The sequence below is a fragment of the Arthrobacter sp. B2060 genome (assembly GCF_059090445.1).
Window position 1 is genome coordinate 368808 of record NZ_JBNHFR010000003.1, and the last position, 14761, is coordinate 383568.

The 14761-nt window shown below is 64.9% G+C and carries 11 protein-coding genes and 1 pseudogene; 10 read left to right on the top strand and 2 right to left on the bottom strand.

The genetic code is table 11. The features are described 5' to 3' along the window. Positions 1 to 58 precede the first annotated feature (58 nt). Positions 59 to 1573 (top strand): glycerol kinase GlpK, encoded by a 1515-nt coding sequence (gene glpK, locus AC5RUM_RS08520; protein ID WP_494034519.1) that lies wholly within the window; start codon positions 59 to 61, stop codon positions 1571 to 1573. Between the two features lie 89 nt (positions 1574 to 1662). On the opposite strand, the gene AC5RUM_RS08525 is transcribed toward glpK, so the two are convergent. Continuing rightward, a complete protein-coding gene (locus tag AC5RUM_RS08525; protein ID WP_494034520.1) occupies positions 1663 to 2583 on the bottom strand; it encodes a hypothetical protein in 921 nt (306 codons plus the stop codon). A gap of 487 nt (positions 2584 to 3070) precedes the next feature. Here AC5RUM_RS08525 and leuS point away from each other — a divergent pair, with 487 nt between their 5' ends. From leuS to AC5RUM_RS08545, 4 genes are all read left to right on the top strand, one after another. Then, the gene (gene leuS / locus AC5RUM_RS08530) at positions 3071 to 5596 is read left to right on the top strand and encodes a leucine--tRNA ligase (protein ID WP_494034574.1); all 2526 of its coding nucleotides are present in this window, start codon (positions 3071 to 3073) and stop codon (positions 5594 to 5596) included. A gap of 72 nt (positions 5597 to 5668) precedes the next feature. Then, positions 5669 to 6787 carry a DegV family protein gene (locus tag AC5RUM_RS08535; protein ID WP_494034521.1) on the top strand — a complete coding sequence of 373 codons (1119 nt, stop codon included), beginning with the start codon at positions 5669 to 5671 and terminating at the stop codon, positions 6785 to 6787. Between the two features lie 306 nt (positions 6788 to 7093). Next, positions 7094 to 8017: a ComEA family DNA-binding protein gene (locus tag AC5RUM_RS08540; protein WP_494034522.1), complete on the top strand. Its 924-nt coding sequence runs from the start codon at positions 7094 to 7096 to the stop codon at positions 8015 to 8017. 148 nt (positions 8018 to 8165) lie between these two features. Beyond that, positions 8166 to 10073: a ComEC/Rec2 family competence protein gene (locus AC5RUM_RS08545; RefSeq protein WP_494034523.1), complete on the top strand. Its 1908-nt coding sequence runs from the start codon at positions 8166 to 8168 to the stop codon at positions 10071 to 10073. Positions 10074 to 10621: 548 nt separating this feature from the next. On the opposite strand, the gene AC5RUM_RS08550 is transcribed toward AC5RUM_RS08545, so the two are convergent. Then, the gene (locus AC5RUM_RS08550) at positions 10622 to 11014 is read right to left on the bottom strand and encodes a hypothetical protein (RefSeq protein ID WP_494034524.1); all 393 of its coding nucleotides are present in this window, start codon (positions 11012 to 11014) and stop codon (positions 10622 to 10624) included. A gap of 113 nt (positions 11015 to 11127) precedes the next feature. Here AC5RUM_RS08550 and AC5RUM_RS08555 point away from each other — a divergent pair, with 113 nt between their 5' ends. From AC5RUM_RS08555 to AC5RUM_RS08575, 5 genes and pseudogenes are all read left to right on the top strand, one after another. Beyond that, positions 11128 to 11289 (top strand): hypothetical protein, encoded by a 162-nt coding sequence (locus tag AC5RUM_RS08555; protein WP_494034525.1) that lies wholly within the window; start codon positions 11128 to 11130, stop codon positions 11287 to 11289. A gap of 284 nt (positions 11290 to 11573) precedes the next feature. Further along, positions 11574 to 12383 carry an alpha/beta fold hydrolase gene (locus tag AC5RUM_RS08560; protein WP_494034526.1) on the top strand — a complete coding sequence of 270 codons (810 nt, stop codon included), beginning with the start codon at positions 11574 to 11576 and terminating at the stop codon, positions 12381 to 12383. A 673-nt stretch (positions 12384 to 13056) separates the two neighbouring features. After that, positions 13057 to 13581 (top strand): AAA family ATPase, encoded by a 525-nt coding sequence (locus tag AC5RUM_RS08565; protein WP_494034527.1) that lies wholly within the window; start codon positions 13057 to 13059, stop codon positions 13579 to 13581. A gap of 136 nt (positions 13582 to 13717) precedes the next feature. Continuing rightward, positions 13718 to 13900, top strand: a pseudogene (locus tag AC5RUM_RS08570) (dihydrofolate reductase family protein); the annotation flags it as partial. Positions 13901 to 14130: 230 nt separating this feature from the next. Beyond that, complete coding sequence (locus AC5RUM_RS08575) at positions 14131 to 14577, top strand: DUF6278 family protein (protein WP_494034575.1); 447 nt, start codon at positions 14131 to 14133, stop codon at positions 14575 to 14577. Positions 14578 to 14761: the final 184 nt, after the last annotated feature.

The window sequence follows — 14761 nt, forward strand, 5'->3', positions numbered from 1 at the left end:
CATTTCCCTGATCCACAGCACATACCTTCAGCTACACCATTAGGACAAGGACGTCATCATGAGCCAGTACGTAATCGCCATCGACCAGGGCACCACCAGCACCCGGGCCATCGTCTTCGACCAGACCGGCAACATCGTCTCCTCCGGGCAAATGGAGCACGAGCAGATCTTCCCGCAGGCAGGCTGGGTGGAACACAATCCCGCAGAGATCTGGAACAACACCCGTGAGGTCATCGCCTCCGCATTGTCCAAGGCGAACTTGACCAGGCACGACATCGCAGGCGTCGGCATCACCAACCAGCGCGAGACCGCAGTGGTGTGGGACAAGACCACCGGCGAGGCTGTCTACAACGCGATCGTCTGGCAGGACACACGCACGCAGCCGATCGTGAATGAACTGGCCAAGGACGGCGGGGCGGACCGCTTCAAGCAGAAGGTCGGCCTGCCGCTGGCAACCTATTTCTCCGGCACGAAGATCAAATGGATTCTGGACAATGTAGACGGTGCCCGGGCTAAGGCTGAGGCCGGCGATCTGATCTTTGGCAACACCGACGCCTGGGTGCTCTGGAATCTGACCGGCGGTGTGGACGGCGGAGTACACGTCACCGACGTCACCAACGCGTCCCGGACCCTGTTCATGGACCTGGACACCCTGCAGTGGGACGAAGAGATCCTGGGCATCTTCGGTGTCCCCGCCACCATGATGCCGGCCATCAAGTCCTCATCCGAGGTCTACGGCACCGTCCACACATCCCAGCTGCTGCGCGAGGTTCCGGTCGCAGGTATCCTCGGGGACCAGCAGGCGGCTACCTTCGGCCAGGCGGCGTTCCAGACAGGCGAGGCCAAGAACACGTACGGCACCGGCTGCTTCCTCATCTTCAACACCGGCGAGGAGATCGTCCACTCCAAGAACGGCCTCCTGACCACGGTGGGGTACAAGCTGGGGGACGCCGCGCCGCATTACGCGCTGGAAGGCTCGATCGCCGTCACCGGCTCACTCATTCAGTGGCTGCGCGACAACCTCGGCATGATCAGCAGCGCACCGGAAGTGGAGACGCTGGCGGCATCCGTGAAGGACAACGGCGGCGTCTACATCGTTCCGGCCTTCTCGGGCCTGTTCGCTCCGTACTGGCGCTCGGATGCACGGGGCGCCATCGTGGGCCTCACGCGGTTCGTCAACAAGAGCCACATTGCCAGGGCCGCCTTGGAGGCCACCGCCTTCCAGACCCGCGAGGTGCTGGATGCGGTCAATGCGGACTCGGGCGTTCCGCTCACGGAGCTGAAGGTCGACGGCGGCATGGTCGCCAACGATGCCCTCATGCAGTTCCAGGCAGACATCCTGGGTGTCCCCGTCATCCGTCCGAAGGTGGTGGAGACCACGGCGCTCGGCGCAGCGTATGCCGCCGGTCTCGCCGTCGGGTTCTGGAAGGACCTCGGTGAGCTGTCTGCCAACTGGTCCGAGGACAAGCGCTGGGAGCCCACGCTGGACAAGGCCGAGCAGGAACGCCAGATGCGGTTGTGGAGGAAGGCCGTGACCAAGTCCATGGACTGGGTCGACGACGACGTGAGGTAATCGCCGGGACAGGCCCAATAGTGGCCCAGTAGCGGCCCCGGACCCGTGGAAGCCACGGGTCCGGGGCCGCTGCATTTCTTAGGAATCACTCAGTCGTCGTCAACGTCACCGGGCGTGGCGACCTGGGCGCGCGGTGTTTTGGCGTACACATCCTTGCTGACCGTGTATCCATGCCTGTCGAGCTTGAGCGCCTGCCGGTTGATCTCCCGCAACTTGTCGTCGCTGAGCTTCTTGATCTTGACGAGGTCCATGGTTTCCCGTTCCACGCCGCCCACGGCCGTCACCTTCACCAGGCCTGTGCCTTCCGAGTAGAACTTCCGCTGATGGCCAGCGCTGGCCGGCTCGAGCGGGTTGTATTCGTCGATCACGAGCACATCCTTGTAGTGGCCGGTGGGGACCCGGACCTGCTGATGCTTCTTCAGGACGTCACCGCAATCCAGGAAATCCACTTCCGGGGCGTAGGCCTGGACATAGTGGGGGTCGTTGATCCGGGGCTTGGCCTTCATGGCAATGCCCGCCTGTGCCTTGTCGATCCCGTGGATGAACGTGCTGGGAGCGCCGACGAATTTGCCGTTTTCGAACTCCTCCGGATACTCCCCGAACAGCCACACGTCGCCCCTCCTGGTCTGGGCGAAGAAGGCAAGTTCGGACTCCACAAGCTCGCCGTCGCTGTAGTCCCTGTCCCACATCACGAGCGTCTTTACCCCGCCCACCACTTTGGTGAGGCCTGTCACGGTGTGGACGACCGTCCGCACCGTAGTCTCGGTGGCGGTCTTGACGGTGCCCGTGGTCGTGTACTGCATGCCCGGCTTGAGCGGGAACCATTCGTTGTCAATTTTCGGTTTCTTGGGGAAAGCCGAGCGGTCAAACTTGATGGCGGATCCGGGTCCGCAGAGCTCGGGGGACGCTGCCTTGCCGCCCGCGGCGGCCCCGGACGCTGACGTGAACGTGGCCAGAAACAGCATGAGCACTGAACCCAGTGCGGTCAGGCGTCTCTTGTTGTGGAACATCTCGATTGCCTTTCTCCAGGGGATTTATGGTCCGGTTGACGGTGGGGAAGTCCGGCTAAGTGGAGACCAGGAAGCGTCAAAGACGACGCAATCGAAGATTCGGGGCGGGCCCGGGAACGCGGCATCATTGTGCGGCGTGATGTGCGGGACTATTCGTCCGGAAACAGGCAAACGGTCCACTGCAGGCTCCTCAAGCCGAGACCTTTGCCATACCCCCATACACTTTGTTGAAATCGTGGACCTGCTTCGACAGTTTGGCAATGGCTTTTCGTTTTTCAGCATGAATCCGGCGGAGAGGCTAGAGTAGGTTTATGCGTGCGATCCTCCTGCTTAGCTAGCCGCCCGGTATCCCGGAACTACGGACTACCGAGCGGCCGCCCCTCCATGTCGAGGGGCTTTTGTGTGTCCGGGACTCGTTCCCGGCAGGCGGCAGTGGATCAGACCGTTGTGACAGACAGACGTCATGACAGAACAGAAGAGGGCAGCAGTGAGCGTTCAGCCGGAGACCGAGACCGGAACAACAGCAGGTGGAGCCGAAGCCCCCGAGGAGGGTGCTTACAGCTTCGCGGCCATGGAGGCCCGGTGGCCGCAAGTGTGGGAGGACCTGAAGGTCTTCACCCCCGTCGACGACGGTTCGCGCGAGCGCCGCTATGTCCTGGACATGTTCCCCTATCCGTCGGGGGACCTCCACATGGGGCACGCCGAGGCTTTCGCCATGGGTGACGTCGTGGCGCGCTACCTTCGCCAGCAGGGCTACGACGTGCTGCACCCGATCGGATGGGACTCCTTCGGCCTTCCCGCGGAGAACGCCGCCATCAAGCGCAACGCCCACCCCAGCGAGTGGACCTACGCCAACATTGAGACCCAGGCAGCGTCGTTCAAGCGCTACGCCATCTCTGCTGATTGGTCACGCCGCCTGCACACGTCCGACCCGGAGTACTACCGCTGGACCCAGTGGCTGTTCAAGCGTTTCTACGAGCGCGGCCTCGCGTACCGCAAGGACTCGCCCGTCAACTGGTGCCCGAAGGACCTGACCGTGCTGGCCAACGAGCAGGTGGTCAACGGGGCCTGCGAGCGCTGCGGCACGGCCGTGACCAAGAAGTCGCTGAACCAGTGGTACTTCAAGATCACCGACTACGCCGACCGGCTGCTGGATGACATGTCCGAGCTCCAGGGACACTGGCCCGAGCGGGTACTGGCGATGCAGCGGAACTGGATCGGCCGTTCTGAAGGCGCCCATGTCCGCTTCGTGATCGAGCCCGCGGACGGACGTGCCGAGCGGGAAGTCACCGTCTTCACCACGCGTCCGGACACCCTTTACGGTGCCACCTTCTTCGTCGTGGCCGCGGACGCGCACCTGGCCCTGGATCTGGTCACCCCCGAACAGCACGACGCACTCATGGCTTACCGTGAAAAGGTCAAGGCCCTCTCGGACATCGAACGCCAATCCACGGAGCGCGAAAAGACGGGCGTGTTCACGGGCCGCTACGCCATCAACCCGCTTAACGGAGAAAAGCTGCCCGTCTGGGCCGCTGACTACGTCCTGGCCGACTATGGCACGGGCGCCATCATGGCCGTCCCCGCGCACGATCAGCGCGACCTCGACTTCGCCAAGGAGTTCGGCCTGCCGGTACGCGCGGTGCTGGACACGGGCGAGGAGGACCCCGCCACTTCCGGCAAGGCGACGGCCGGCGAGGGCATGCTCATCAACTCCGGTCCGCTGGACGGCATGCCCAAGGCAGAGGCCATCCCGGCCGCCATCGAAATCCTTGAACAGCAGGGCACCGGAGAGAAGTTCGTGAACTTCCGGCTGCGTGACTGGCTCCTGAGCCGCCAGCGCTTCTGGGGCACACCGATCCCCATCATCCACTGTGCCGAGTGCGGCGAGGTGCCGGTACCCGACGAACAGCTGCCGGTGACGCTTCCCGAGGACCTGCGGGGGGAGGCGCTGTCCCCGCGGGGCACTTCGCCGCTGGCCGCGGCCGCCGAATGGGTCAACGTCGAGTGCCCGAACTGCGGGCGTGCGGCACAGCGGGACACGGACACCATGGACACCTTCGTTGACTCGTCGTGGTACTTCCTGCGCTTCGTCTCCCCGCACTTCACCGACGGTCCATTCGATCCCGCGAAGATCAACGACTGGATGCCCGTCGGACAGTATGTCGGCGGCGTCGAGCACGCCATCCTGCACCTGCTCTATGCACGCTTCTTTACCAAGGTCATTCATGACATGGGCCTCCTCGAAGCTGACGAGCCCTTCAGCGCCCTCCTGAACCAGGGGCAGGTCCTGAACGGCGGCAAGGCCATGAGCAAGTCGCTGGGGAACGGCGTGGACCTGGGCGAGCAGCTGGACAAATTCGGCGTGGACGCCGTCCGCCTCACCATGATCTTCGCTTCCCCGCCGGAAGACGACGTCGACTGGGCGGACGTCTCGCCGTCGGGATCCGCGAAGTTCCTTGCCCGCGCGTGGCGGTTGGGACAGGACGTGACCAGCAAGCCCGGCGTGGACGTCACCACCGGCGACCGTGCCCTGCGGTCAGTAACGCACCGCACCATCGCCGACGCCGCGGAACTGCTGGACAACAACAAGTTCAACGTTGTGGTGGCCAAGTTGATGGAGCTGGTCAACGCCACGCGCAAGACGATCGACACCGGTGCCGGCGGCGCGGACCCCGCGGTCCGGGAAGCAGCCGAAGCAGTGGCTGTCATCCTGAGCCTGTTCGCTCCGTACACTGCGGAGGACCTGTGGAACGTCCTGGGGCACCCTGCCTCCGTGGCGAACGCCGGATGGCCAGCCCACGACGACGCCCTGCTGGTGCAGGAAACAATCACCGCCGTCGTGCAGGTCCAGGGCAAGGTCAGGGACCGGCTCGAGGTTTCGCCCGGCATCACCGAGGATGAACTGCGCGAACTGGCGCTGGCTTCGGAAAATGTCCAGCGGGCACTTGATGGCCGCGGGATCCGTACGATCATCGTGCGGGCCCCTAAACTGGTCAACATCGTCCCGGCCTAGCCGGGCAAACTCGCCAGCCGGGCGCCGGCCGCCGGTTTTCACCGGCGGCCGGCCCGAACCGCAGGAGGTGCCGTGATCGATCGTGAGCCGGGCGCCTGGCTGTGGTTAAAGGACCACCTGGCCCGCCTCCGCCAGGCGACTGTACCCGGGCGGGTGCCGTCCGCGGCGGAACCCGCCGTCGTCGTGCGGACCGCCGTGGTAACGGACTCCGCTGCCGCGCTTCCCGCTGACTGGGTCAGGGGCTTCTCCCTCGACAGGCGGCTTGCCGTAGTGCCCATGCCGGTCATGGTGGGTGATGAAATCTACGGTGAGGGCGAGGACGACATCACCGAGACAATCGCGGTTGCCCTTGCCGCGGCCACGCCCGTCAAGACCTCCAGGCCCTCTCCCGGTCAGTTTGAGCAGGCATATCTGGCGGCCGCCCGCCACGGCTACGAGGCGGTCGTGTCCATTCATATTTCCGGTGATCTCTCCGGCACTGCCGATTCCGCCCGGATCGCGTCCGCACGTGTCGGCATTCCCGTCGAGGTGCTGGACACCCGGACCGTCGGCATGGCCCAAGGACTGGCCGTGCAAAGCGCCGTGGTGGCCGCGGCTGATGGGCGAAGCGCCGCGGAAGTGCGGCGGTTCGCCGAGGAACGTCTCTCCAAGACCAAGGTGTACTTCTACGTCCCGAGCCTGGAACAGCTGCGGAGGGGCGGACGGATCGGGGCCGCAGCCTCCCTGTTGGGAACCATGTTCGCCATCAAACCGATCCTCGCGGTCGACGGCGGCAGGATTGTTCCGCTCGAGAAGATCCGTTCCGCCGCCAAAGCCATCGCCCGCCTGGAGGAACTCGTGGTGGCGGACGCCGCGGCCAGGCCGCCCAAGGAGGCCAGACTGGCCATCCACCACTTCGGGAACCAGGCGGAAGCCGAACTCCTCGCCTCCCGGCTCGCCGTCGCTCTGCCGGACAGCCCGCCGGCACAGATCAGCTCCCTGCCGGCGGTGCTCGCGGCGCACGCCGGGCTCGGTGTCCTCGCCGTCATCGTCAGCGAGAGCACCGTCTGTGGTGCCGCCGTCCTCAGCCAGGCACCGGGCACAGCGGAAGCGCCTGCTCCGCATGCCGGACAGTCGGGGCAGCCAGTTCAGTCAGGGCTGCCAATTCACCCAGGGCAGTCTGTTCAGGCGGATCCTGGGAAGGCCCGCTGACGCTCTATCCACATACGGCGGTCCGGGCCTGTCGGGAAGGAACCGTCGTCTCCTACCGTGGTGCGTATGTCACGCCGGACCGCTGGACCTGCAGCCAGCGGTGCGCCGCGTCCGGACACAGGCAGGCGTTCACGCGCAAGCAGGGTCACGGCTCCCGGCGTTCATCCTGCGGATCCTGGCGCTGGCCAACCGGCCACCCGCCTGGCCGCTCGCCTGGGCCCGCCGCAGGGCAGCAGTCCCGGTGCCCGGGCCGTTGATACGACGCCGGCTGACACTCTGCCAGATCGTGCGACGGCGGCCGATACTGTGCCAGATCGTGCGGCGGCGGCGGCCGACACGAAGGGCGGTGGTGAAGAGCCTGCGGGTCTGCTGGAACTGGGCAGCGGCGGGGGATTCGCCTACGGCAACGCCAACGGGGCCGGTGCCGGCCACTTGGCTTCCCCGGGCCCTGCCGTTTCCCGCGTCAGGTGGCGTCTGGGGCTTCGGGCTACCGTGCTGCTCGGCGTCATCTCGCTCGCAGCAGGCGGATGGTTTTGGTGGCGGGTAGCGGCCGCCGCCCCGGAAGTGATGCCTTTGACCGCGGTCAGTCAGACGGCCAGGGCTTCCGAGCCAGGCGCGTCGCCCGCCGAAAGCGGGAGACCGGAGGATGACGGCGGCACTGATGGAACTGGAGACACCGCTGGCAGTGCGGCTACCGCCGGCGCAGCTCCCGGCCACGACACGTCCACGGGACCCGTTGTCGTACACGTCGCCGGAGCAGTGAAGAAGGCAGGGGTAGTAAGAGTCCCCAAGGGAAGCCGCGTCCATGACGCCATTGCAGCAGCCGGCGGGGGAACTGCGTCAGCCGACCTGAACCGGCTCAATCTCGCCGCTGTGCTGGAGGACGGCCAGAAAATATACATCCCGAGGCACGGTGAACCGGGGCAGCCGGACGCCCTGCGGCAGGGGGCGCGCGATGGAGCACCGGCAGATGCTCCGGACGCTGCGGCCAAATCCGGGACCCCCGGCGCAGGGGGCGGCGGCGAATCCGGGGCGACGGATAAGATCAATCTGAACACGGCTTCCCTCGAAGAGCTTGGCAGCCTGCCGCGCGTCGGGCCCGTGCTGGCCCAGCGCATCGTTGACTGGCGCACGCAGCAGGGCCCGTTCAAGACGGCCGAGGAGCTCGACGCCGTGGACGGCGTGGGACCCAAAATGTTGGAAACCCTGCTTCCGCTGGTGACTGTCTGAGATGGACGGCGGCCAGTCAGTGCGAACCAGCAGATGGCACCGCTATGTGCAGGCGGCTGTGCGCGGGACGGCTGAGCAGGGCCGGCCCGGAGCGGCTCCTCCGGCGGCGGCTCCGGGCGGAACCGCAGCTGTAAGACATCCTCCATCGGTGCCGCTGCAAATCCTCCGTGAGCGGATATTATCCAGGCTGGTTCCCGAAGAACGGGCCGCCGGCCCGGCCGGGGAGAGCCGGCCCCGTGTGGACCTTCGTTTGATCCCGCCTGCCCTTTTCGTGTGGGCTGCCGCCGGCGCCGGGCCCTGGCTGCATCCCGCATGGCTCCTCGGGCTGTCCTGCGCCGTGGCCGCGGTCTCGGTCCTGCTGGCCGTAACGGTCATGCGGCGGCACAGGACCGGAGGGTATGCCGGCCGGAGCTTCCTGCTGACAATGGCAGCCGCGATGCTGCTGTCCGTCGCCGCCGCGGCGCACTCGGCCGTATCTTCGGCGCAGAAGCATGACGGGCCTGTGGCAGAGGCCGTTGCGGCGCGTGCATCATGCCTGGCCGAGGTTGAAATCGCGGGCGCTCCGCGCGCCTTGAATTCCCAAGGCGGATCCGACCTGTCATCGCGCTGGTCGGTGGACGCAACCGTCACGTCGATGAGCACAGGCGGCCGGCTGCTCCGGACCGAGGCCCGGGTGGTGATTCTAGGCGGTGCTGACTGGCAACACGTGGTTCCTGGCCAGCGCGTTCGCGCTGCCGGAAAGCTCCGCCCTCCGGACTCCGGCCAGGCGGAGGCAGGCATCCTGGCTGCGTCCGCGGCTCCCGTGGCGCTTCAACCCGCCGATGCGTGGACATCGGGGCCGGCGACGCTGGGAAGGCAGTTCTCGGCCGCCGCGGGCTGGCTGGACACTGATGCCAGAGGGCTCCTGCCCGGCATGGTGACGGGTGACACGAGCGGTCTGGACGAACAACTGGAGCTTTCAATGCAGACTGTGGGACTCACCCACCTGACTGCCGTCAGTGGTGCCAACTGCAGCCTCATCCTTGGAGCCCTGTTGCTGGCGGCGCGCAGTCTGCGGCTCGGACGGCTTCCCGCGGCTGCCTTGGCCCTGGCAGGCCTGGGGCTCTTTGTGCTGATGGTTGGGCCGGATGCCAGCGTCCTGCGGGCCTCGCTGATGGGTGCGATCGCCCTAGCGTCCCTTGCCGGCGGACGAGGAGGGCGGGGACTGAGTTTCCTGTGCCTGGCGGTCATCGGGCTTCTGCTCATCGACCCCGGGCTCGGTACAAGTTTCGGATTCCTGCTGTCGGTCCTGGCCACCCTGGGCATCATCGTGCTGGGCCGGCAGATCGTGTCCTGGATCCCACGTGTCATCCCGCGCTGGATGGCAGCCGGGGCAGCCGTGCCGTTGTCCGCCCAGCTGTTGTGCGGTCCCGTGATCGTGATGCTGCAGCCCCAGTTCGCCACGTATTCCCTGCTTGCCAACGTACTGGCAGCACCGCTGATTGCCCCGGTCACGATCCTGGGCACCGCTGCGGTGCCGCTTGTTCCGCTGCTTCCGTGGCTTGCAGCGCCATTGATCGGGGCCGCCGGGCTTTTCGCCGCTGGAGTGGCCGGCGTGGCCAGGTTCATGGCTGGGCTGCCGGGTGCGGCCCCGCCGTGGCCAGAGGGCCCCTTCGGACTGTTCACCATGGTGCTGTTTTCCGTCCTGAACGTGCTGCTCGTCTGGTTGGCGGCGAGTCCGGCCCGGACCGTGGGGCTTGTCTTCGCCGCGCATGGTGCCACCGCCGTAATGCTGGAGCGGATCGTGCAAACGTGCCAGCGGACCGGGCCGGCCCGGACCGGCCGCACCGCCGTGCGCGGCTGGGTACCCAGGCCCAGCGATCCAGGACGGCGTGTCCGTTATTCAGCCGATGCCCCGCGTCATTGCCGAACAATTCCAGAACCTGTTCTCGGCGGTGGAGGACGTCGTGGACCAAGCAACAGAACCGGTCAGGCAGCGCCTGCTGGCCTGGGCGAAGCAGCAGAGCCCGCAGGTCATCCGCAGCTGGGAGCCCCCGGAACTAATCCACGCCGCTGACTTCACTGCGGCCTGGAAAAGGACACGGACGCCGCGGTGTACGGGCTGCTGGCATCTTGAGTGTTGGCCGGCGACAGGCAAACGACGAAGGGCTGTTGGATAAACCGCGTCTCGGGGGCGGGCAAAGCCGATACTCGATGCTGGTTTGTTCAGCGGGCAATCGCGGTGATGGCCCCGTGCGGTTGCGGAGGGGGCGGCTACGCTCGGAAGCAGAGAAGCTTAGGATGTTCCTCTAAGAGCTGCCGGGCTTGTTCTTTCGGGAAGCAAGGCCTGCCGTTCCTACCGGAAACATCCGGATGCGGTGCCCGGATTGGATCAATGTCGAGATAGTTGCCGTGATCCTTGGCTGTGCCATTAAGCGCGTAGGTCTTGCCGTCATCGAATCATGGGGCCTCGCCAACGCCAGGTACGGTGTACCAGGGATGCATCGACAGATGCTGCCGGAAATGCTGGTCGTTGTGGCGCGAACTGGCCGGTCGGCCCAGCTGGTGCAGTACTGACAGAGCGCCTCGTCAAGCTGCTTCAACCAAGTCAGAGGCAGTGAAGGCTCACCGGCGGCGCCTCCAGCGACGCACCTGAAAGGCCAGCCAGGCCGTTCCCGCGATCGGCAGCAGCGGGAACACGAATTCGTCTTGGTTCATGGCGACCGCGACGCCAAAAATGATCCAGAGCACGACTGTAATGACGGCCGCGGAGATCAGCGATTTACGGGTGACCGGATATGAAGGCAGCTCGATTCCTTCAGCGCGCAGTTGGTGTGTTTCCACAACGGCCGCCCGGATCAGCGGAAAGAAGACGGCGGCCAACACCGCGGCCACGAGCAGTGAGCGCCACGGCTGCGCCACACCCAGTGCCTCAAAGGCAGGTCCGAGGAGCCCGCCCAGCAGAATGAACCAGAAGATCACCGCCCATCCAGCGAGGCGCCTTCGCTTCGGTGGCATGCCTTCGAGTGAATCCGGCGGCCAGGACTGCCACTCGTACTTGTTGCCGTTCTTGCCTTCCCCCCCTGGCCATAGCCCTAGAGTAGCGGTGTTCCGACTGCTACAGTCGCGGCATGGTCAGGTGGTGCAAACCCAAGGCCCTCAGCAAAGAAGACCTCAACCTCGGCAATGCGGCCGTGACCATCGCTGAGCATCAGTTCGAAAGCCGTGTTCCGCTGAGCGCCTGGGGATTGCTTGCCATTTCTGTCTTCAGAATTCTGACCGCTGCCAATTAAGAGGCGTCTGGACCAGATCCGAGCCATAGCCGGGGTCATGCGCGACCTAAAACGAGACCTCTCCCGGAACCCTCAACGAGGCTCAAACCGCCGATGATGCCGATGCCGGAGCCGTCGTTTCCCTGGCCCGGCGTCCCTGACAACGGTTAGCGCCCCGACGGCTGCGAATGCCACCTTGGACGTGGACTTTTGGGCAGCAGAACTTCATTGCGCCATCATCCGGCTCGATGGACACTATGAACGTCCGGGATGGGATAGATCTCGACAAATCGGAGGGTTCAGCGATGGGAAAGCACCTGAAGGCCGGTGATCTGAACATCTGGACGGAACAAGTGGGGGAAGGCCAGGACGTTCTGCTGATCGGAGGCCTCGGCGACACCGTCGAATCATGGCAGTTTCAGCTGGACGGGCTTGCCGACAGCTACCGCCTCACAGCCTTCGACAACCGGGGGGCCGGCCGGACCGCGAAGCCCGACGGGCCGGTGTCGATCGAGATGTTGGCCGACGATGCAGCCGCCGTCCTTGACGGCTCCGGCGTCTCGTCAGCCCATGTGGCCGGATTCTCCGGCGGAAGTGTGATAGCCCAGGAGTTGGCCCTGCGTCACCCCGGGCTGGTCCGCAGCCTGGTCTTGCAAGGCACGTGGACAGTCATGGATACGTATCTCCGGACTTGGGCGCTCTTCATGAGATGGCTTGTTGAAGTGGCACCCAGCGAGCGGGCCTTCCACGAAGGCCACTTCCTGTTCACCTACACGCCGAGGGCGTACAACGACGGGACGGTCGAGCGGATAATCGACAGCCTGATCGCCTTTCCGCATAAGCAGAGCACAGAGGACATACAGGCATTCATCGACGCCTTCATCGACCACGAAACAACAGACCGCCTCCCCGGACTGAAGGTCCCGACCCTTGTGCTGGCTGGCGGCAACGACCTGATCAGCCGCCCCAATCTTTGCCAAGCCGTGGCCGACAGAATTCCCGGCTCGATCTTTGAAGTCTTCGAGGGCGAGGCCCACCAGCCCTTCCAGGAAATCCCGGAAGTTTGGAATGCACGCGTAAAGGCCTTCTGGCACAGCGTCGAGGATGCAGAATGATGCAGCGTTTATAACAGCAGGCTCAGGAGTCGGGTCGGGATCGCCGGCCGCGTGTCCTGCCTGTCCGCCATTCCGGGACGACATCGTCCAGGGCTTGGGCCTTTTGGGGATCGAGTTCCCCGCGGCGGTCCCTGTACCTTGGGTGTGCAGCCAGACCCCAGCTCGTGTTCTTCGACGATGATGAATGCTTTGGGTCGGGGCCAGTCATTGCCCGCGGCCCGGTACTCGGTCAGGTCTGTGAGCCGTTCCTTCCACCGGTGTTCATCGGCTTCCGCACGCCGCTCACCCTCCCAGCCGGGAAGGACCGCCAACCCGTCTCTGAAGGCCGGCGCCAGTGTCCCAACCCGGGCGTCCTCCCGCCGTCGCTGAAGCCATGCAGCCAGGGCGTTCAGTGGTGCTCTCTGCGTTCGTGGACGGGTACAGCCCCGTCTCCTGGACACGGGTCACGAGTTGCTGCATGCGCTCTAGGGCCCTGGGCCGTCACCATGGTTTTCCTGGCTGCAGCAGCTTCTTTGCTGGTACCGGGCCGGCCTCACCCGGGCGCGGATCGCGGAGCTCGTGAGAGCGCCTACCTCGACGATCGGGTACTACCTCGGCATCGCCGCCGCGGATCCCCGACTGCGCCCCGCTCACGACGCGTGAAAGAAACTTCTTTGGCATTAGAGTTCGGTCCATGATTGTTTGGCTCAACGGCACCCACGGGGCGGGAAAGACGACGACGAGCGAGCTCGTGCAGCAATTGCTGCCCGACGCGCGGGTCCTCGACGCTGAAAAGGTCGGTGAGGTGCTCATGGACATCAAGCCGGGACTTCCTGCAACGGACAACTTCCAGCACTGGGAGCCGTGGCGAGGGCTCGTTGTCGAAACCGCTCGGCGCGTGCTCGAGTACACCGGAGGCACACTCGTGATGCCGATGACTGTCTTGGTCGAGAGCTACTGGCGGGAGATCAGCGATGGTCTTACCGAGCATGGCATTTCGATTCAGCATTTCGTGCTCCACGCCGACCAGGCCACGCTCCGCGACCGCATACAGAACGACAAAGTCCTCGGCCCCTCAACGTTCCGCTTCGCATACTTGGAGCCATACGCCGAGGCAGCTCATACCTGGCTGCATAATGAAGCCGAGGTCATCGACACCACACACATCACAGCGGACCAGGCCGCGCAGCAGATTGTGGATTCGGTGCTTGACCGCTGAGGGTGCCGAACATCCGGCATGGTGTATCCGCTGATGGATCCTTTCCGTCCGGAGCATCTGCTTGGCACCGTGGTCAACTGGCCCTCGGTGTGGCCCGACCGATGACTTTTCCGCGCTGTGCTGGTCTGTACAACGACTACCGACGGCGGCCATGCGGGCCGGGCTGATCGACGAGTACGCGATGGTCACCCACCCGGTCCTGGTGGGCGGCGGCACGCCGTTCTTCACAGCCCTGGACAACTGGGTGAACCTGAGCCTGGTGGAGACCCGGACGTTTCCCGACAGTGTGGTCCTTACCAGGTACCAGACCAGGGGCTGAGTGCCCGACGTCAAATCAGCGCGGGCTTCGGGCCATCCAAGGATCTCGTGGCCCCGTGTTCCGAGGCGATCGTTACGTTCCTGCTGGACCCTGTTCTTTCACCGCAGACGACCCGCCCGGATAGGGTTCGGCTCCCGGGGATCCGACCAACGCGAAACGGGTGTGCTTAGGATGACCACATGAGCATCCCCGGAGATCCTGACGAACCTCTGCAGAAACTGCCAGCGGGAATGCCGAGAAGGTACGCAGAATATAAGCCAGTCACTTCGGATGCCGTGGTACCCCCGCCATCTAACGTCGGCGGATACGACGAACTCCTCAGCTATTTCCAAGAGCGAGGTCAAACACTGCCACGCAAAGCAGAAAGTCTCGCCACTCTTGATCAAGCCATCAATGATGGTTTGCCGGCCAAGCTTGCCCGCCCTATCGGGATGTTCTACGGAGATCTCCTCACGCACACTGTTCCCGGCGCCCACTGGGAAGTAATCGAGGAGGGATACCCCCGGGTTCGTATCACCAGGAACACTTCCGTCGACGTCGTCCGAGTCGCGCTACGGCACCTGGCTACCCCGGAGCCCACACTTGAACAAAAAACTATGCCCACGTCCTCGAACTCGTCAGGCAAGAACAATAGCGGGTTCGCAGCAGAACGACCGCCACGGCTGGCCATTCACTGAGCCGCCCTGCGGACTCCCATCCATCAATCCCGGTAAAGAGAGACTGCTGCGCTGCGGGTCTACTCCCCGGAGTCTTCGTCCTGACGGTCTTCCGAGCGACGGTGGATGAGGAGATCGCCGGCGGCCTCTAGGACGGCCTGAACTATGGCCCCGATGACCTCCGCAAGGATGGACATGCGATCAG

What these genes read in the sequence shown, in the direction of transcription:
- glpK (WP_494034519.1), top strand. Translation starts at nt 59, where the DNA reads ATGAGCCAGTACGTAATCGCCATCGACCAGGGCACCACCAGCACCCGG.
- AC5RUM_RS08525 (WP_494034520.1), bottom strand. Translation starts at nt 2,583, where the DNA reads ATGTTCCACAACAAGAGACGCCTGACCGCACTGGGTTCAGTGCTCATG.
- AC5RUM_RS08550 (WP_494034524.1), bottom strand. Translation starts at nt 11,014, where the DNA reads ATGCCACCGAAGCGAAGGCGCCTCGCTGGATGGGCGGTGATCTTCTGG.
- AC5RUM_RS08555 (WP_494034525.1), top strand. Translation starts at nt 11,128, where the DNA reads ATGGTCAGGTGGTGCAAACCCAAGGCCCTCAGCAAAGAAGACCTCAAC.
- AC5RUM_RS08560 (WP_494034526.1), top strand. Translation starts at nt 11,574, where the DNA reads ATGGGAAAGCACCTGAAGGCCGGTGATCTGAACATCTGGACGGAACAA.
- AC5RUM_RS08565 (WP_494034527.1), top strand. Translation starts at nt 13,057, where the DNA reads ATGATTGTTTGGCTCAACGGCACCCACGGGGCGGGAAAGACGACGACG.
- AC5RUM_RS08575 (WP_494034575.1), top strand. Translation starts at nt 14,131, where the DNA reads ATGCCGAGAAGGTACGCAGAATATAAGCCAGTCACTTCGGATGCCGTG.